The organism is Streptodolium elevatio (genome assembly GCF_040649515.1).
In the GTDB taxonomy this organism is placed as follows: Bacteria; Actinomycetota; Actinomycetes; order Streptomycetales; family Streptomycetaceae; genus Yinghuangia; species Yinghuangia elevatio.
The window spans coordinates 48,989-66,455 of the sequence record NZ_JBEZFP010000039.1 but is presented as its reverse complement, the minus strand read 5'-3'; the positions used below and the strand labels follow the sequence as shown (position 1 = coordinate 66,455).

16 protein-coding genes are annotated in these 17,467 nt (G+C 70.9%); 11 read left to right on the top strand and 5 right to left on the bottom strand.

The annotated features are described in order from the left end of the window. The 3 genes from AB0C36_RS17320 to AB0C36_RS17310 all read left to right on the top strand — a co-directional run. Positions 1–791: 2-oxo acid dehydrogenase subunit E2 (locus AB0C36_RS17320; RefSeq protein ID WP_358354849.1), on the top strand; the 791-nt coding region annotated here is incomplete at its 5' end. A gap of 95 nt (positions 792–886) precedes the next feature. Further along, positions 887–1,789 carry a TIGR01777 family oxidoreductase gene (locus AB0C36_RS17315; RefSeq protein ID WP_358354846.1) on the top strand — a complete coding sequence of 301 codons (903 nt, stop codon included), beginning with the start codon at positions 887–889 and terminating at the stop codon, positions 1,787–1,789. 257 nt (positions 1,790–2,046) lie between these two features. Further along, on the top strand, positions 2,047–3,345 hold the full coding sequence (locus AB0C36_RS17310; RefSeq protein ID WP_358354843.1) for an NAD(P)/FAD-dependent oxidoreductase: 1,299 nt from the start codon (positions 2,047–2,049) through the stop codon (positions 3,343–3,345). Positions 3,346–3,513: 168 nt separating this feature from the next. Here the strand turns inward: AB0C36_RS17310 and AB0C36_RS17305 are convergent, their stop codons facing one another. Continuing rightward, positions 3,514–4,887 (bottom strand): NsdA family TPR-like regulatory protein, encoded by a 1,374-nt coding sequence (locus AB0C36_RS17305; protein WP_358354840.1) that lies wholly within the window; start codon positions 4,885–4,887, stop codon positions 3,514–3,516. Between the two features lie 434 nt (positions 4,888–5,321). Here AB0C36_RS17305 and AB0C36_RS17300 point away from each other — a divergent pair, with 434 nt between their 5' ends. The 5 genes from AB0C36_RS17300 (at position 5,322) to AB0C36_RS17280 (ending at position 9,374) form a co-directional block, all read left to right on the top strand. Further along, on the top strand, positions 5,322–6,026 hold the full coding sequence (locus AB0C36_RS17300) for a hypothetical protein (RefSeq protein ID WP_358354837.1): 705 nt from the start codon (positions 5,322–5,324) through the stop codon (positions 6,024–6,026). Positions 6,027–6,067: 41 nt separating this feature from the next. Beyond that, positions 6,068–6,865, top strand: a complete 798-nt coding sequence (gene lipB / locus AB0C36_RS17295; RefSeq protein WP_358354835.1) for a lipoyl(octanoyl) transferase LipB — start codon at positions 6,068–6,070, stop codon at positions 6,863–6,865. A gap of 156 nt (positions 6,866–7,021) precedes the next feature. After that, positions 7,022–7,969, top strand: coding sequence for a lipoyl synthase (gene lipA / locus AB0C36_RS17290; protein ID WP_358354832.1), 948 nt, complete (start codon positions 7,022–7,024; stop codon positions 7,967–7,969). A 227-nt stretch (positions 7,970–8,196) separates the two neighbouring features. Beyond that, positions 8,197–8,478, top strand: coding sequence for a hypothetical protein (locus AB0C36_RS17285; protein ID WP_358354861.1), 282 nt, complete (start codon positions 8,197–8,199; stop codon positions 8,476–8,478). Positions 8,479–8,687: 209 nt separating this feature from the next. Further along, positions 8,688–9,374 (top strand): DUF4191 domain-containing protein, encoded by a 687-nt coding sequence (locus AB0C36_RS17280; protein WP_358354829.1) that lies wholly within the window; start codon positions 8,688–8,690, stop codon positions 9,372–9,374. Positions 9,375–9,517: 143 nt separating this feature from the next. Here AB0C36_RS17280 and AB0C36_RS17275 read toward each other — a convergent pair whose 3' ends face one another. Continuing rightward, positions 9,518–10,081, bottom strand: a complete 564-nt coding sequence (locus AB0C36_RS17275) for an RDD family protein (RefSeq protein WP_358354826.1) — start codon at positions 10,079–10,081, stop codon at positions 9,518–9,520. A 245-nt stretch (positions 10,082–10,326) separates the two neighbouring features. Between AB0C36_RS17275 and glnA the strand changes: the two genes are divergently transcribed. Then, entirely contained in the window at positions 10,327–11,742 is a 1,416-nt protein-coding gene (glnA, locus tag AB0C36_RS17270; protein WP_358354823.1) for a type I glutamate--ammonia ligase, read from the top strand. Positions 11,743–12,097: 355 nt separating this feature from the next. Next, the gene (locus AB0C36_RS17265) at positions 12,098–12,931 is read left to right on the top strand and encodes an NAD(P)H-binding protein (RefSeq protein ID WP_358354821.1); all 834 of its coding nucleotides are present in this window, start codon (positions 12,098–12,100) and stop codon (positions 12,929–12,931) included. A 142-nt stretch (positions 12,932–13,073) separates the two neighbouring features. On the opposite strand, the gene AB0C36_RS17260 is transcribed toward AB0C36_RS17265, so the two are convergent. From AB0C36_RS17260 to AB0C36_RS17250, 3 genes are all read right to left on the bottom strand, one after another. Then, positions 13,074–14,114 carry a DUF5954 family protein gene (locus AB0C36_RS17260; RefSeq protein ID WP_358354819.1) on the bottom strand — a complete coding sequence of 347 codons (1,041 nt, stop codon included), beginning with the start codon at positions 14,112–14,114 and terminating at the stop codon, positions 13,074–13,076. A 106-nt stretch (positions 14,115–14,220) separates the two neighbouring features. Further along, a complete protein-coding gene (locus AB0C36_RS17255) occupies positions 14,221–15,186 on the bottom strand; it encodes a pirin family protein (RefSeq protein ID WP_358354817.1) in 966 nt (321 codons plus the stop codon). Beyond that, a complete protein-coding gene (locus AB0C36_RS17250; protein WP_358354858.1) occupies positions 15,183–16,082 on the bottom strand; it encodes a helix-turn-helix transcriptional regulator in 900 nt (299 codons plus the stop codon). Before AB0C36_RS17250 ends, AB0C36_RS17255 begins: the two co-directional genes overlap by 4 nt. 147 nt (positions 16,083–16,229) lie before the next feature. On the opposite strand from AB0C36_RS17250, the gene AB0C36_RS17245 reads away from it, so the two are divergent. Next, positions 16,230–17,261, top strand: a complete 1,032-nt coding sequence (locus AB0C36_RS17245; protein WP_358354814.1) for an NADP-dependent oxidoreductase — start codon at positions 16,230–16,232, stop codon at positions 17,259–17,261. Positions 17,262–17,467: the final 206 nt, after the last annotated feature.

Here is a 17,467-nt window from a genome sequence, read left to right as displayed (position 1 = left end):
GCCCTGCCGGCGACGGGCGACCGGACGCGGTGCGGACGTGCTCCGGTGCTCCTGTTGTCGAGCCGTCCGCGCTGCGCGGTCAGACCCTGCCGATGACGCGCATCCGCAAGGCCATCGCGAACCACATGGTCAACTCGCTGAAGGTCTCGGCGCAGCTGACCACGGTGGTCGAGGTCGACGTCACCAACATCATGCGGCTGCGCAACAAGGCGAAGAACGACTTCCTCGCGCGCGAGGGTGTCAAGCTGTCGCCGATGCCGTTCTTCGTCAAGGCGGTGGCCGAGGCCCTCAAGGGCCACGCGGTCGTCAACGCCCGGGTGAACGACGACGACACGATCACCTACCACGCGGTCGAGAACATCGGCATCGCGGTCGACACCGAGCGCGGCCTGATGGTGCCGGTCATCCACGACGCGGGTGACCTCAACATCGCGGGCATCGCGAAGAAGACCGCGGACCTCGCCGCGCGCACGCGCGACAACAAGGTCAAGCCGGACGAGCTGGCGGGCGGGACCTTCACGGTCACCAACACCGGTTCGCGCGGCGCGCTGTTCGACACGCCGATCCTCAACCAGCCGCAGGTCGCGATGCTCGGCATCGGCGCGACCGTCCGGCGCCCGGTCGTGGTGAACCACCCCGACCTCGGCGAGACGATCGCGATCCGCGACATGGTGTACCTGGCCCTGTCGTACGACCACCGCATCGTCGACGGAGCCGACGCCGCGCGCTTCCTGACCACGGTCAAGGCGCGTCTGGAAGAGGGCGCGTTCGAGGGCGACCTCGGCCTGTAAGAGCGACTGGGCAGCACCCGTCCGGACACGGTCCGGGCACACGCGGTCGGAGGCGATCCCGGGCAACCGGGATCGCCTCCGCCGTTTCGGGCAGTATGACGACCATGCGCATTGCCGTGACGGGGTCGTCGGGACTTATCGGTTCGCCTCTGGTGCGCTCGTTGCGCGCCGACGGGCACGAGTTGGTGCGGTTCGTACGCCGCGCCCCCAAGGCCGCGGACGAGGCGCGGTGGGACCCGGTCGCGGGCACTCTCGACACCGACGCCCTGCTCGGCGTGGAGGCCGTCGTGAGCCTCGCGGGGGCCGGGGTGGGCGACCACCGGTGGACGAAGGCGTACAAGCGCGAACTGCGGGACTCCCGGGTGCTCGGCACCGCGACGCTGGCCCGTGCGATCGCCGCGATGGAGCGTCCGCCGTCGGTCTTCCTGTCCGGTTCCGCGGTGGGCTACTACGGCGACACCGGGGACCGTCTGGTGACCGAAACCGCCCCCGCGGGCAGCGGGTTCCTCGCCGAACTGTGTGTGGAGTGGGAGGCCGCGACCGCGCCTGCCGAGGAAGCTGGCGTACGCGTCGCGCACATGCGCACCGGCCTCGTCGTCGCGAGCAAGGGCGGCGCCTGGGGCCCGCTCTTCCGCGCGTTCCGGTTCGGGGTGGGCGGCCGGATGGGGAACGGCCGCCAGTACTGGAGCTTCATCTCGCTGCGCGACGAGATCAACGCGATCCGGTTCCTGCTGGACGCCGACGCCGTGCGCGGGCCGGTCAACCTGACCGCTCCCAATCCGGTGACCAACGCCGAGGCCACGAAAGCGATGTCGCGACTGCTGCGCAGGCCCGCGCTGTTCCCGGTGCCGCGCCCGGCCCTGCGCGCCGTGCTGGGCGAGTTCGCCGACGACGTGCTGTCGAGCCAGCGGGTCGCCCCGCGCGTGCTGGAGAAGAGCGGGTTCGTGTTCGCGCATCCGACGATCGACCTCGCGGTGGCGGTGGCCCGGCACGGTTGACGCGCCGGCGCGTCCGTCCCGGCTGCGTCCGCCCTCTGCTCGGCTCTCTCTGCCCGACTCCTTCTCCGCGGCTCCCGCTGCCCGGCTCCCTCTCCCCCGCAACGGCCTTGCCGTCCACGGCAATTCGTGCCGCGGCAATTCGTACGGCTTTACGCTTCCTGGGCACGACCTAAGCGCTTTCCGTGGTTTGCGTTGGGTATGACTCCATGGCGATGCGCGGCCGAACGCGCCGCGCCCGGGCAGCGGGAGGGGACACCGTGGCCGAGGCACACCGCACCGATGTCATCGTCGTAGGGGCCGGACTGGCCGGACTGAGCGCGGCACACCGTCTCGCCGCCGCGGGAGTCGACGTCACCGTGCTGGAGGCGGGCCCCCGCCCCGGCGGCCGGGTCCGCACCGATTCCGTCGACGGCTTCCTGGTCGACAACGGCCTGCAACACCTCGCGACGGCGTACCCGCAGGTCGCGGCCCGGCTCGACCTGGCCCGGCTCGACCTTCGCTCCTTCGCGCCGGGGGTGCAAGTGGCGGGCGACGGGCCGGTGGCGGCGGTCGGCCGACGCGGCGGGGGGCGGCGGATCGGCGACGTGCGGCGGATGCGCGGGGCGATCGGGGCGTTGCGTACGCCCGGCAACGCCGACCGGGCCCGTGTGGCGGCCGCCCTCGGCAGGGCGTCGGCGCTGCCCGTTCCGCGGATCCTGGCCGCCCCCGACGTCGCGGTCGCGGAGGCCGGCTGGCCGCCCGCGCTGCGTCCGCTGCTGACGGCCCTTCTGCACGACACCGAACTGACCTCGTCCCGCCGCTTCGCGGACCTGGTACTGCGGTCCTACCTGCGTGGGCGTGCGGCCGTTCCGGCGCTGGGCATGGCCGCGGTACCGCAGCAGTTGGCCGGCGCGCTGCCGTCGGGCACGATCCGCTACGGCGTACGCGTCACGGCCATTGCGACAGACCGCGTCACCACCGACGTGGACGGCGAGATCCCCACGCGCGCGGTCATCGTGGCCACCGACCCGACGACCGCCGTGAACCTGCTCCCCGGCCTGCGGCGACCGGCCTTCCGCCGACTGACGACGCTGTGGCACATCGCCCCGACGGCCCCGCCCGCCGAGCCCGTCCTGATCGTCGACTCGGACGATCCGGGGCCGCTGACCCACACCGTCGTGATGTCCGAGGTCGCACCGAGCTACTCCCCCGACCGCCGCGCGCTGGTGTGCTCCACGGTCCTGGACCACGACGGCACCGACCCCGGAAAGCTCGAAATCGTGGTCAGGGAGCGCATATCCGCCATTTACGGCGCCGCCACCCGCGACTGGTCGCACCTCGCGACCCGGCACCTCCCCGAAGCCCTGCCCGTCGTCGAGCCGGGCCACAACTTCCGCCGCCCGGTACGCGTCCTCGCCGGCCTGTACGTCTGCGGCGACCACCGCGACTCGTCCTCGGTCCAGGGCGCATTGGCCTCGGGCCGCCGGGCCGCGCGTTCGGCGCTGGCCGACCTCGGGGCTCTGACGGCGTTCGCCGCCGGTGTCCGCCCGGGCGGCGGCAAGGCGCCTGCTGCGTAGTCGGCGTAGTCGGCGTGGTCGGCCTGGTCGGCGTGGTCGCCCCCTGAGTGGGCCGTCCAGGAGCCGCCAGGTGGTGCCCAAGGCGGCGTCGGGCCCGCATCCCCGATCGGGCCCGACGCGCCGTCCTCTGCGAACCGTGCGCGGCGACGTGCGGCGCCGCCCGCACGGCTAGGTCGCCGAGCGCAGGAACTCGTCCGTGCGCACCATGAAGTCCTTCACCGCGGGCGTGTCCCGGTACGGCGTCAGGCGCAGCGAGAACTCCCGTACGTAGTCCACCGCGCGCGCCGACCGCAGGCCGCCCGCCTCCTCGGTCGCCTCGGCCTCCAGGGCGCAGGCCCGGTCGAGTTCACCCAGGCCCAGGAGGGCCGTGGCCAGGACGGTCCGGCAGAACAGCAGGCTGCGCGCATACTGCGCGTCCCGCAGCTTGAGCGAACGCTCGGCGTACTCCCTTGCCCTGCGGTGGTCTTCGAGGTCGCGAAAGCAGTGCGCGTGCTCGTCCGCCAATTGCGCCTCGTCGACGTACCGGGACCACTCCGGCTCCTCCGCGGCCGGACCGGCCTGGCCGAGCGCCTGCTCGGCACGTACCAACGCCGCCATGCACGCGCGGCCGTCGCCCAACAGCCCGTGGCCGCGTGCCTCGACGGCGTGCAGGAGTACGCGTACGCGCGGGGTGGCCACGGCAAGCGCCCCCTGCTGGGCGACACGGGCCAACTGGACGGCCTCGCGCCCGTGTCCGAGGTAGACGGCCTGCCTGCTCATCGTGGCGAGAACGTAGGCCCCCAGCGCGCGGTCGCCGGACGCCTGCGCGAGCCGCAGGGCCTGCACGAAGTAGCGCTGGGCCATACCGTGCACGCCCACGTCATAGGCCATCCACCCCACCAGCCGCGTCAACACCGCCGCGGCGGCGAAGAGTTCGCGGCCCACCGCACCGCCGTACGTGCCGCGCAGCATCGTGGCCACCTCTGTGTCGAGGTAGCGCACCAGGGCCTGCCGCGCGTGTCCGCCTCCGAACGTGTTGTCGAGGCGCCGGAACGCTTCGCCCACGGCCCGGACCGCCGCGACATCGCCCGCACCCACGCGCGTCCCGTCGGAGCGCTGCGGCTCCTCGTCGGCGTCGCCGATCAGCCAGTCCCGGCTGGGCACGACGAGCGCGCCGGGCGTGAACGCGGCCTCGACGAGCGCGGGGCGGTGCGCCGAATCCGCCTGCCACATGCCGGAGACGATTTCGACCGCCTCCGCCGGCCCTGAGGCGTACTCAAGGCCGGCGTAGTCGGGACGGCACCCTGCCATCCCCAAGTCCTCCGCACTCAACTTGCGCGACAGGCGCTGCGTGAAGACCTCGGCGAGCAGTATGGGCACGATGCCGCGCGGGTGTTGCCCGCGTAACCAGCGGGCCACCGAGGTCTTGTCATAGCGGAGGTCGAGGCCCTGCTCGGCACCGAGCTGATCGACGCGTCGGGCGAGACCGGCATGCGAGAACCCGGCCTCCTCGACAAGCGTGGCAAGCCGGTGGTTGGGACGCCGTTCGGCCCTGGTCGTCATTCCTGTGCACGCCTCCCGAGTTCGGGTCGGATCGCGCGAGAACTTAGCGACCCTGGAAGGTTGGGACTCCCAATGGCGCAGAGAATGACCCTTTCGGGTGATGCGGTGTGTCCCGTACGCCAGGGCGCCGCCACCCGCCGCACGCCGGTCACGGACTACCGCGCCGCCCCGCGCCGGACTACCCCGCGCGGCGCCGGGTGTTCAGGTGAACGTTTGTTCTTGTCACCGCACGCGACCTCGGGCAACATGCCGCACACCGCCACGCCGATCGTCCGGCCCGGTCGTCCGGACCGGTCGCTAGGCTGATCGCGCCGGAGGGGGCGAAACGGGAACCGGCGGAACCGACACCATGAGGCGGGGTATTCGGGGTGGGTCGGCACGGGGACCGCGCAACTGGCGAGAGAACGCCGCGCGGTGACAAGAAGGCGGGGGGTGTGGTCATACCCCTGGCAGCCGCGGTACTCGTGTGCCTGCTGGCGACCTCGGGCGTGTGGCTGATCACCGCGGAGAAGGGCGACGACGAGCGGGAAGCCACTCCGATCGGACTGAACGTGCCCACCGAGGCCCCTGGGACGAACGGCACCGCCGCGGACGACCCGACGGCGGGCGGCAGGGGCATACAGGGCGAGAAACCGAACCAGTCGTCGGCAGGTCCGACCGCGTCGGCGACAGGGTCGAAGAGCCCCACCTCGTCGAAGAGCCCCACAAAACCGGCCACTTCCGCCCCACCGAGTTCTGCCCCTCCGCCGCCGTCCTCGTCGGCGCCGCCGCCTCCACCCCCGCCACCGACGACGAGTGCGCCGCCGAAGCCGAAGGAATATGCGGTCACCGGGTCGACGACGTCCACAGATTTCGGCTGGTCCACGACAGTGTTCGTGACCGTGAGAGTCGACAACCCGGGTACGACCCCGCAGAAGCCGTGGCGCCTCTCGGTGGAGGCGCCCGACGGGAACTTCCTAAGGCCTTCGCGGGTCCAAGGCGTCGATTTCGACGAATGGAACGTCGCGGTCCACGAAACGTGGCAACGCCCGGGCGCTGTCGAGATCACGTTCCGAATCGCCTTCTGGGACGAGGTTCCTGCCTCGATCACCTACATCTTCAACGACGTCCGGGCCACGGTCGCGGTCGACGGACACTGACCCCGACGAAGCACCCGAATCGCCCGCCGTACTCTGGGTCCGTGGCTGACTTGCACTTCGTACACGCCGGTATCGGTTCCCAGGCCGTCCCCTACGACCTCGCCTGGGACGAGCAGCGCCGCGTGCACGCCGCCGTCGTGGCGGGCGAGCGGCCCGACACCTGCCTGCTGCTCGAACACCCCGCCGTGTACACCGCGGGCCGCCGCACCGAGGACTCCGAGCGGCCGGCCGACGGCACGCCGGTCATCGACGTGGACCGCGGCGGCAAGATCACCTGGCACGGCCCCGGCCAGCTCGTGGGCTACCCCATCGTGCGGCTCACCGAGCCCGTCGACGTCGTCGCGCACGTACGCCGCCTCGAAGAGGCCCTGATCCGCACCTGCACCGAATTCGGCCTGGAGACCACCCGCATCGAAGGCCGCAGCGGCGTCTGGGTGCTCGGCGACCCAGTGCAAGCGGCGGCGCCCGCCGGCGAAGGCGCCGGCGGACTCAGCCTGCGCCTGGACCCGCGCATCAGCGCCCCCGACCCGCGCGACCACCCCGAGTTCGACCCGCGGCTGGCCGGACCCGAGTACGCCCCCTCCAACGCCGGGCAGCGCGGCGACGACCGCAAACTGGCCGCCATCGGCGTACGCGTCTCCCGCAAGGTGACGATGCACGGCTTCGCCGTCAACTGCGATCCCGACATGACGTGGTTCGACCGCATCGTGCCCTGCGGCATCCGCGACGCGGGCGTCTCGTCGCTGAGCGAGGAGCTCGGCCGCCGCGTCACCGTGGCCGAGGTGATGCCGGTGGTCGAGCGGCACCTCGCGGAGGTCTTCGCGCCGATCGGCGTGTGACGTACGCCTGTTCCGGTCCGTTCTGGCCGGTTCCGGCCTGTTCGGGAATCACCCGTGCCGCCCGCACGTTCCCCATGCTGGAAGGGCCGAGCCGGGGGCGTACCCTGGTTTCACCGCCCTCGCACCGACCGGTTAACTCCACACCAGGGAGCTCGCGTGTCCGCTGTCGCACCCGACGGCCGCAAGATGCTTCGTCTCGAGGTCCGCAACGCCGAGACCCCGATCGAGCGCAAGCCTTCGTGGATCAAGACCCGCGCGAAGATGGGCCCGGAGTACACCGAGCTCAAGGGCCTGGTCCGCCGCGAAGGCCTGCACACGGTGTGCGAGGAGGCCGGGTGCCCCAACATCTACGAATGTTGGGAAGACCGTGAGGCGACCTTCCTCATCGGCGGCGACCAGTGCACGCGGCGCTGCGACTTCTGCCAGATCGACACCGGCAAGCCCGCCGAGCTGGACCGCGACGAGCCGCGCCGGGTCGCCGAGTCGGTGCAGGCGATGGGCCTGAAGTACGCGACCGTGACCGGCGTCGCCCGCGACGACCTGCCCGACGGCGGCGCCTGGCTGTACGCGGAGACGACCCGGCAGATCCACGCGCTCAACCCGGGGACCGGCGTCGAGCTGCTGATCCCCGACTTCACCGCGCAGCCGGACCAGCTCGCCGAGGTGTTCTCGTCGCGGCCCGAGGTCCTCGCGCACAACATCGAGACCGTGCCGCGCATCTTCAAGCGCATCCGCCCGGGCTTCCGCTACGAGCGCTCGCTGCAGGTCATCACGGCCGCGCGGGAAGCCGGGCTGGTCACCAAGTCCAACCTGATCCTGGGCATGGGCGAGGAGCGGGACGAGATCAGCCAGGCCATGCAGGACCTGCACGACGCGGGCTGCGAGTTGCTGACCATCACGCAGTACCTGCGGCCGACCGTGCGCCACCACCCCGTGGAGCGCTGGGTCAAGCCGGAGGAGTTCGTCGGCCTCCAGGAAGAGGCCGAGGACATCGGCTTCTCCGGGGTCATGTCCGGGCCGCTGGTGCGCTCGTCGTACCGCGCGGGCCGGCTGTACCGCCAGGCGCTCGAGCTGCGCGAATCGCGCGGCGCGACCCGCGCCTGACCTCGGCGGATTCCGGGGCGCCGGGCGTCGCCGAGCACGACACGACGCGTTTTTCACGATGGTTTGACCCTTACGTCATCCGCTGGTAACACAGGGTGGTGAGGGTGGAACACATCGCGGGCACAGATCACCCGATCACCAAAAGTGCACGACGACACATCGACATCGCGCCACTCACACGCCTACCCGGTCCGCGACGCGGATCCGGTGACAGGGGGACAAAAGACATGCAGGTCGGCAACGTTCCATTCGGCCGGATCGCGCTCGGCAACGCCGCGGCACTGCGCGGTGCGTTCGACCGGGGCGCGTCGGCCCACAAGGCCACTGTGGGCGTCATGCTGCGGACCATGGAGTCGCTGCTGCTGTTCCAGGGCGGGCAGCGTACGGCCCGCCGGAACGCGTGGGACTCGGTCTGCGCGGACCGCAGCAGGGCCCGGGCGCGTGCCGAGGCCAGCGACATCCTGGAGCGGCTGTCGGCGGCCGAGAAGCCGGTGCGCGTCGGCGGCTGACCCGCCCCTCGCCCGCAGGGCCGTCCGGCGCAACGCCGCCGCCTCCTTCGGGCGATCTTCGCCGGACCCGTCGAGGGTCGGCCGAAGGGCCCGCCGAGGACCCCCCGGGCACCCCCTGAAGGACCGTTTGCGCGTCAATTCGCGGTCGGGTCGAACTCATGACCCCGGCCCCCGGTACGACGCCGCCCGGGGTAGGTATTCTTTGCCCCATGGCGAGCAAGGAATCACCCGAGAAGAGCGGCCGGCTCAAGCAGATCCGGCTCGCCTACAAAATGACCAAGAAGTCCGACAAGTGGGTCGGACTGGTTGTGGCGGCATGGGGCCTGGGCGTCTTCGGGGTTTTCCTGGCGATCGGCTTCCTGATCGACCACTACATCATCCTCGGCATCATCGGCCTCCTCTTCGGCCTGGTGGCGGCGGCCTTCGTGTTCGGACGCCGCGCCGAGAAGGCCGTGCTCGGCGACATGGCCGGCCAGCCGGGTGCCGCGGCGGCGGTGCTGCAGTCGCTGCGCCGCGGCTGGGTCGTGACCCCGGCGGTGGCCGTGACCCGCAACCAGGACGTCGTGCACCGCGCGGTCGGCCAGGCGGGCATCGTGCTCGTCGGCGAGGGCCAGCCGAGCCGCGTCGGAAACCTGCTGGCGGCCGAGAAGCGCAAGATGTCGAAGATCGCCGAAGGCGTCGTGGTCACGGACGTGATCGTGGGCGACGGCGAGGGCCAGGTTCCGCTGCGCAAGCTGCAGGGCCACCTCGTCAAGCTGCCGCGCACGATGTCGAAGGCGCAGGTCGCGCAGATCAACGACCGGCTCCGTGCGCTCGGCAGCCTGATGGACAACATGCCGGTGCCGAAGGGCCCGATGCCGAGGAACGCGCGCATGCCGCGCGGCCCGCGTCGCTGACGCCCCTGTCGCGGACACCCGCGCCACTGTGACACCCACATCGCTGCAAAACGGCGGTGGTACGGCCCTGCCGGGCCCGTACCACCGCCGTTGTTCGTTGCTCTTTGTGTGTGCCGCAGCTAGCGCGGGACGCGCTTGCGCCGTCAGGCGCGGACGACGGCCGTGCCGACCGCCTTGTCGTGGAATCCGCGGCCGTCGCGGTCGTACACCGCGGCCGGGAGCACGAGGCACAGCAGCAGCGTGCGTACCACGACCGCGAGCGGCGTCAGGTGGTCGCGCGTCACCGACACCACGCGCAGGCCCATGAAGCGCTTGCCGACCGTGTAGCCGAGCGTGCTGACGAGCAGCAGGTTCTCGGCCGCGAAGACGGCGAGGGTGCCCATGTTGGTGCCGGTGGCGTTGAGGTCGCCGCGGCCTATGAAGGCGAACGCGATGACGTAGCAGAGCAGCCAGTCGATCACGAGCGCGATCAGGCGCCTGCCGGTGGGTGCGAGCGAGTTCGAGCCGTCCTCGGGGAGGCCGAGGCGTTTGCCCCGGTAGCCGAACTCGTCCTCTTCCGCGTCGGGCGCGGGGGCGGGCGCGGTACGCCGCTCCGCCTGCCTCGGGGGCCGCGCCGCGGCGGCCGGGGCGCCGCCGGGGCCGCTCCGTCCGCCCTGCCGATTGCCGGTTCCGTTGCCGGTCCGCTTACCGGCCTGTTTCCTGGTCACGACACCACGGTAGATGAGTGATGTGGGCAACATCCCCACCGGGGCAATCGCGAAGGATGCGTTAAGTTCGGCGGGCTCGCAAGCACAGTGGCCCGATTGGGCGACCACGTAACTTGTGTGAAACATTCGGGACACCGGCGGGAAACCGCCCCGCCATACCTTCGGGACCAGTGGCCAGCGGGGAGAACGGCCGCCCCCCGAACGAGAAGCTAACCCGAGCCCGGAGCCGGGTCGAGGAGGCATGGATGTTCAACAACGCCGACGAGGTGTCGCGGTACATCACCGACAACGACGTCAAGTTCGTCGATGTCCGGTTCTGCGACCTGCCTGGCGTCATGCAGCACTTCACGATCCCGGCCGAGATCTTCGAGCCGAACGAGACGCTGGCGTTCGACGGCTCGTCGATCCGTGGTTTCCAGGCGATCCACGAGTCCGACATGGCCCTCCGCCCGGACCTCTCGACGGCGCGTGTCGACGCGTTCCGCAAGGACAAGACGCTCAACATCAACTTCTTCATCCACGACCCGCTCACGGATGAGGAGTACAGCCGCGACCCGCGCAACATCGCGAAGAAGGCCGAGCGCTACCTCGCGGGCACCGGCATCGCCGACACCGTGTTCTTCGGCCCTGAGGCCGAGTTCTACGTGTTCGACGACGTGCGTTTCGAGACGAACCAGCACGAGTCGTACTACCACATCGACTCCGTCGCCGGCGCCTGGAACACCGGCCGCGTCGAAGAGGGCGGCAACCGCGGCTACAAGGTCCGCTACAAGGGCGGTTACTTCCCGGCCCCGCCGGTCGACCACTTCGCCGACCTGCGTGCCGAGATCTCCCTGGAGCTGGCCGCCGCCGGCCTTCAGGTCGAGCGCCAGCACCACGAGGTGGGCACCGCCGGCCAGGCCGAGATCAACTACAAGTTCAACACGCTGCTGGCCGCGGCCGACGACCTGATGCTCTTCAAGTACATCGTGAAGAACGTCGCGTGGCGCAACGGCAAGACCGCGACCTTCATGCCGAAGCCCATCTTCGGCGACAACGGCTCGGGCATGCACTGCCACCAGTCGCTGTGGAAGGAAGGCGTGCCGCTGTTCTACGACGAGGTCGGTTACGCGGGCCTGTCCGACACGGCGCGCTACTACATCGGCGGCCTGCTGAAGCACGCCCCGTCGCTGCTGGCCTTCACGAACCCGACGGTGAACTCGTACCACCGCCTGGTCCCGGGCTTCGAGGCGCCGGTCAACCTGGTCTACTCGCAGCGCAACCGCTCGGCGTGCATCCGCATCCCGATCACCGGTTCCAACCCGAAGGCCAAGCGCATCGAGTTCCGCGTGCCGGACCCGTCGTCGAACCCGTACCTGGCGTTCTCCGCGATGCTGATGGCCGGCCTCGACGGCATCAAGAACAAGATCGAGCCGCTGGAGCCGGTCGACAAGGACCTGTACGAGCTGGCGCCCGAGGAGCACTCGGCCGTCCCGCAGGTGCCGGGCTCGCTGCCCGAGGTCCTGAACGCGCTCGAGGCCGACCACGAGTACCTCCTCGAGGGCGGCGTCTTCACCCAGGACCTCATCGAGACCTGGGTCGACTACAAGCGCACCAACGAGGTGGACCCGATCCGCCTGCGTCCGCACCCGCACGAGTTCGAGATGTACTTCGACATCTAGGACATCCGAGCACCGTGCCGCGGCCCTCTTCCGGGACTCCCCGGATGAGGTGACCGCCCCGCAACTCGAAGGCCCCGCCATGACTCGCTCTGGCGGGGCCTTCGATGTGTCCGGAGCCCGGCGGCCGAGAGCGTCGGCGAGACGCCAACTCCTTTGCGGTGACCGGAAATCGCCGCCGCGGCTGCTTTCGGCAGGAAGAACACGACAAGGGCGGACTGTCCGACGAAGCGTTCGACTATCCGAATCGCGCAATGCGATGTGCATACTCGGTTTCTTGGGTGACGATGGCTCAGGGAGTGCACGTGGGGTGAACCCGCGTCACTCCTTTCCTTGTTTCCGAAGTGAAGGAGCCGCCGTGCTGCTAGTGGCCGGAGCGACGGGCAATGTCGGATCGGCTTTGGTCGACATACTCACTGCGGCTGGGCACCGCATACGTACACTCACCCGCAATCCCCTGACCACCGGACCCCAGGACGAAATCCAGCACGTCATCGGCGATCTGAACAAGCCGAAGTCCCTGGACGGCGCGTTCACCGGCGTCAAGGCCGTGTTCACACTCGCCGGATACGACGACATGCCGGCACTCGCGGCCACCATGCGTGACCAGGGTGTGGAACACGTCGTGCTGATGACCGGTGGTTCCGCCGGGATCCAGCGCATGGACAACGCGATCTCCCGCTACATGACGCTGAGCGAGCGCGCGATTCGCGAATCCGGGATGACCTGGACTTTTCTGCGGCCCCGCGCGTTCATGTCCAACTCCCTGCGCTGGGCACCCCAGTTGCGTGCAGGCAACCTGGTCCGTGTGCCCTTCTCCTGGCGGCGGACGGCGTTCATCGACCCCGGCGACATCGCCGCCGTCGCGGCGCGGGCCCTCGTCGCCGACGAACACCGTGGCGCAGTCCTGGAGTTGACCGGCCCTGAAGCCATCCTGCCCGCGGAGCAGGTGGAGATTCTGGGTGCGGCACTCGGGCGGAAGCTGCGCTTCGAGGCCGTGTCGAACGACGAGGCCCGCATCGAAATGGAATCGCGTATGCCCAAGGAGCGGGTGGACGCGTACTTCGGTTTCTACGTGGACGACCTGATCGACGAATCCGTGGTTTTCCCGGCCGTCGGCGAGGTCGTCGGCCGGCCTCCCCGCGACTACCGGACCTGGGCCGCGGACAACGCGCACCGCCTCGCCGCCTAGCCTTCCCGGAGTACGCACCTGCACAGCCAGGCCATGCCGCCCCGCCACCGATCGCACACCGGTCGGAGGCGGCGGACGGCACGGATCCGGACACCGCGATTACGTTGCTCGTCGGCCGGAATGCGCGAGCGGGGCCCCTCGGCTACTCCTCCTCGGACGTGTCCTCGTGTGTGTCCTCGTGCGTGATGGTGCCGTGCTCGTCCATCACGGGGTGGATCTGGCTGGGGCCGTAGTTGTCCACGTCGGACGGGCGGGCGGATTCGGGTCCGTCGCCGCCGATGCGGACCATGCGGCCGACGCGGGCGACGGAGTACAGGCGGTCGTCCACGCAGAGGCTGTTGGCCCGTACCTGTGCCTGGAACTCCCGGGCGAGGGCGGCGTAGCGGGCGGCCTCGGCTTCCGGCAGGTCGCGCATGAGCGGCCAGAACCGGATCAGCCAGTTCGTCAGCGCACGCCGGGCGCCGTGCGGGGTGCCCATGAGACCGGTGAGCGGGGTCCAGGAATCACCGGTGTGTTCGACGACGCAGTACGCCGGCGGGAGCAGGACCACGCCGGGGTGGGTCGCCATCGCCTGCTCGGAGTCGTGGCGTACCTCGGGCGGATAGCGCTCACCCCGGTAGTGGAGGCGTTGCAGGGCCAGGCGTTCGGTCGTCGCGACGAGGCCCGCCGCCGCGGAGTGGTCGATGACGAAGTCGCGGTCGAGCGGCGTGTCGTCGTAGCCGTCCCAGTCTGGTACGGCGGGCTCCGGGTCCGTGGGGCGCGGCGGCTCCGGCACGCTGTCGCGGCTGAAGACGAATTCGTCGGCGCGGACCACCCGGTAGCGGACGTCGAGCACGGTGAGTTCGTCGACGGGCTCGGTTTCCAGGACCCGTACGGCGGCGAGGAGTTCGCGGCGTACGAGCGGATCGTCGGTGTCGTCCTTCGCCTTGAACCACAGGTGCGAGTTGAGGGAGTCGCGTGCCTGCTGGGCGAATCCGTCGGTGATCGGGGTGAGCACCTGCCAATGGCCGTGACCCGGCGGTGACTGGGTGGCGATTCCGAACACCGGCCCGCGGACGTTCAGTGTGGTGTAGCGCGTGCGCGCTATCGACGCGTCCGCCTCCACGGCCGCCGCAACAGGGTGGTCGTCGACCTGGACCCGCATGACCAGGGGATCGGGATCATCCGATTTGTCGCTGCTCATATCCCATTGATCTCACAGCGCACGGCGGCCTGTCAGTCGATTCGCCACCCTGGCCCACGGCACCCGCCAGTCGCGGGCAGATGCCGTGGGCGGTGCGGTTCTGCCGTCAGCGCACGCGGCCACGGGGCTTGAGCGGCGTCGGCGGCAACTCGGGGGCGTCAAGACGCGGCGCGTGGTATCCGTGCACGACGCCGAAGCGCTCCTCCGCCTGCCACTGCGTCCGCGCCTCGGCGATCTCCTCGGAGGTGCGCCCGACGAAGTTCCACCACATCACGATCTTCTCCGCGAACGGCTCGCCGCCGACGAGGATCAGGTTCGACGCCGCCTCGGTGCGGATGTGCACGTCTCGGCGGCCGCAGCCGAGGTAGAGCAGCGAGCCGATCGGCACGGGTACGCCGTCGACCACCGCACCGGGCTCGGTCGCGACGACCGCGTACTCGAAGTCCCGTTCCAGCGGCAGGCGTACGTCGACGTCATCGGCCAGCGTCAGGTCCGCACCCGCGATCGGCGAGTACGCCTGACCCGGCGACCGGGCCCCGTCGATCTCGCCCATGATCACGGTGCCGGACACGCCGGGCGCCTCGAACCGCGGCAGCTCGGTGTGCAGTTCGAAGTGCGGGTCGCCGTTGCGCGCACCGTCGGGCAGGGCCACCCACAGCTGCACGCCGTGCAGGAAACGTGCGTGCGGCACCGGCGACTCCTCGGAGTGCGAGATGCCGCGCCCGGAGGTCATGAGCCCGAGGTGCCCGGGCAGGATCGTGGCGGTGTGGCCTTCGCTGTCGCGGTGCAGCATCTCGCCCTCGCGCAGCCAACTCACCGTCTGGAGGCCCATGTGCGGGTGCGGGGCCACCTGGGCGCCGGGCCCGTCGGCGATGTCGTCGGGGCCATAGTGGTCCAGGAAGCACCACGGACCGACCATGCGGCGGCCGAGGGTCGGCAGCATGCGCCGTACCGGCCGGTCGTCGCCGATGCTGACCTCGCGCCCGGGGGTGAGTTCGAGGGCCGGCTCGGCCGAGACGTCCTCGCGCCCGCCGCATTCCTTGAGGGTGGGCTTCGTTTCCAGATCACTCATGTGGCCACCGTAACCGGGGCGGCGGAGGTCGCGGCGGATGCCGTGAACGGCACCGGCGAGAGGCCGGGCACGACGCCGGTGGCCGAGCGCAGGAGTTCGAGCTGCGCGGTGTACGGCGACCCGTCGGGCGGCGTGAAGATCAGCAGTTGCTGGTCCTCGTTGGGCGTCAGGAGCCGCTCGCACATCAGGTCCACGGTGCCGACCACGGGGTGCACCACACGCATGCGGCTGCTGCGGCGCACGCCGACCTCGTGCAGCTCCCACAGGCGTACGAACTCCTCGCTCACGTCCCGGAGCCGGCGGACCAGGCGCACGGCCGCCTCGTCGTGCGAGCGCCGCGCGACGGCCGCGCGCAGGTCTGCGACGTGTTGGCGGCCGTAGTGCTCCCACTCCTCGACCGGGTACGCGCCGCGCACGACCGGATCCGTGAACCAGCGCCACACGATGTTGCGCCCGTGCTCGGAGACCGTGCAGACGCCGCCGAACAGTTCCTCGGCGAGGCAGTTCTGCGCCAGCACGTCGCCCAGGTCGCCCAGGATCTGCGCGGGGGTGTCGGCGAGTCGGTCCAACAAGTGCCGCAGCGCCGGGCTGATGGTCTCGCCGGCCTGCCGCCCCGCGGGCGGCCGGTGCCCGGCGAGGAGGTAGAGGTGGTCTCGCTCGTCGTCGCCGAGACCGAGGGCACGGGCGAGGGCGGCGAGTATCTGCGGGGACGGCTGCGGCCCGCGCGCCTGTTCGAGACGGATGTAGTAGTCGGCGGACATGCCGGTGAGGGTCGCGACTTCCTCGCGGCGGAGTCCCGGTGTACGTCGGCGCGGGCCGTCGGGCAGCCCGACGTCGGCCGGACGCAGCCGCTCGCGTGAGCGGCGCAGGAAGTCGGCCAGTTCGCGGCGGTCCATCCCGGTGGCCATGTGCGTGCCCTTCCCGTGCCGGCGGCGTATCCAGGGACCGCCGGTCCCAGGCTGGACGGTCCGCTCCTCATCGCGTGCCAAGTCCGGAAGGGTCATGGATGTTCCCGAACGAACACACGAAAGCAGGATGATCGCATGTCCGAAAACACCACCGTCGCCCCCACTGCTCCCTTCGCGTCCGCCTCGGCGGGATCCGCCCCGGCATCGGCCGCGGGATCCGCCGCGGCGGAAGCCGGACGCCCGTCCCGCGCGGTCCACTTCGCCGCGCACGGCAGCCCCGACGTGCTGGAACTCGTCGAAGTGGACCGCCTGCCCGAGCCCGGCCCCGGCGAGGTCCGGATCCGGGTGCGGGCGGTCGGCGTCAACCCGATCGACTGGAAGATCCGCTCGGGAGCGATGGCCGCGGTCTTCCCGGTCGTTCTCCCCCATGTCCCCGGCCAGGATCTCGCGGGCGTCGTCGACGCGGTCGGCGAGGGTGTGACCCGGTGGCGGGCGGGCGACGAGGTCTTCGGCCTGGGCACGCGGACGTACGCGGATCACGTCGTCACCGGCGAGAACCGCCTCGCCGCCAAGCCGGCCGCGATGCCGTGGGAGCTCGCGGGCGCGCTGCCGACCGCGGCGGATGCGGCGTACCGGGCGCTCGCGGAGGCCGGCGTGCGGTCGGACGAGACGGTTCTCGTGCACGCGGCGGCGGGCGGAGTGGGCGGCCTCGCCGTGCAGTTCGCGGTGGCCGCGGGCGCACGGGTCATCGGCACGGCGAGCGGGCGCAACCACGCGTACCTGCGCGACTTGGGCGCCGAGCCGGTCGACTACGGACCCGGTCTGGTCGACCGGGTACGCGAACTGTCCGCGGACGGGGTGGACGCGGCGGTCGACCTGGTCGGCGGCGGAGTGCTGCGCGACTCGGTCGAGCTGACCGGCGACCCGGGCCGGGCGGTGAGCATCGTGGACCCGGCGGACGCCGCGGCCAACGGCGTGCGGTTCTCGTCCGGCCACGACGGCGAGGACTACCTGTTGCGTGCGCTGGCCAAGGCGGCCGAACTGTTCGAGGCGGGCACCCTGTCCGTGCCGCTGGCCGGCGTCTACGCCCTCCCCGACGCTGCCGAGGCGCACCGCGCGAGCGAATCGGGCCACACCCGGGGCAAGTTGGTGCTGGTCACCGGATGACACCCCGGGACTCCGGGCGGGTCGCGGGGAGTTGACCCTCCACGCGACCCGCCCGGCTTTGCGTTTTCGTTACCCGAATTTCTGTTACCAGCGGTAACTCCCGGGGGTTACCCTCCAGTCACTTAGGTCCTCTCTTCCGGATCTTGTCGGAAAGCCCGCGTCGTCTGGCGCGTGCGATCGCAAGGCACAGGGCCGCAGCTCGTACT

Coding starts and splice junctions, on each gene's coding strand:
- AB0C36_RS17315 (WP_358354846.1), top strand. CDS start 887: ATGACGACCATGCGCATTGCCGTGACGGGGTCGTCGGGACTTATCGGT.
- AB0C36_RS17305 (WP_358354840.1), bottom strand. CDS start 4,887: ATGACGACCAGGGCCGAACGGCGTCCCAACCACCGGCTTGCCACGCTT.
- AB0C36_RS17285 (WP_358354861.1), top strand. CDS start 8,197: ATGCAGGTCGGCAACGTTCCATTCGGCCGGATCGCGCTCGGCAACGCC.
- AB0C36_RS17280 (WP_358354829.1), top strand. CDS start 8,688: ATGGCGAGCAAGGAATCACCCGAGAAGAGCGGCCGGCTCAAGCAGATC.
- glnA (WP_358354823.1), top strand. CDS start 10,327: ATGTTCAACAACGCCGACGAGGTGTCGCGGTACATCACCGACAACGAC.
- AB0C36_RS17260 (WP_358354819.1), bottom strand. CDS start 14,114: ATGAGCAGCGACAAATCGGATGATCCCGATCCCCTGGTCATGCGGGTC.
- AB0C36_RS17255 (WP_358354817.1), bottom strand. CDS start 15,186: ATGAGTGATCTGGAAACGAAGCCCACCCTCAAGGAATGCGGCGGGCGC.
- AB0C36_RS17250 (WP_358354858.1), bottom strand. CDS start 16,082: ATGGACCGCCGCGAACTGGCCGACTTCCTGCGCCGCTCACGCGAGCGG.
- AB0C36_RS17245 (WP_358354814.1), top strand. CDS start 16,230: ATGTCCGAAAACACCACCGTCGCCCCCACTGCTCCCTTCGCGTCCGCC.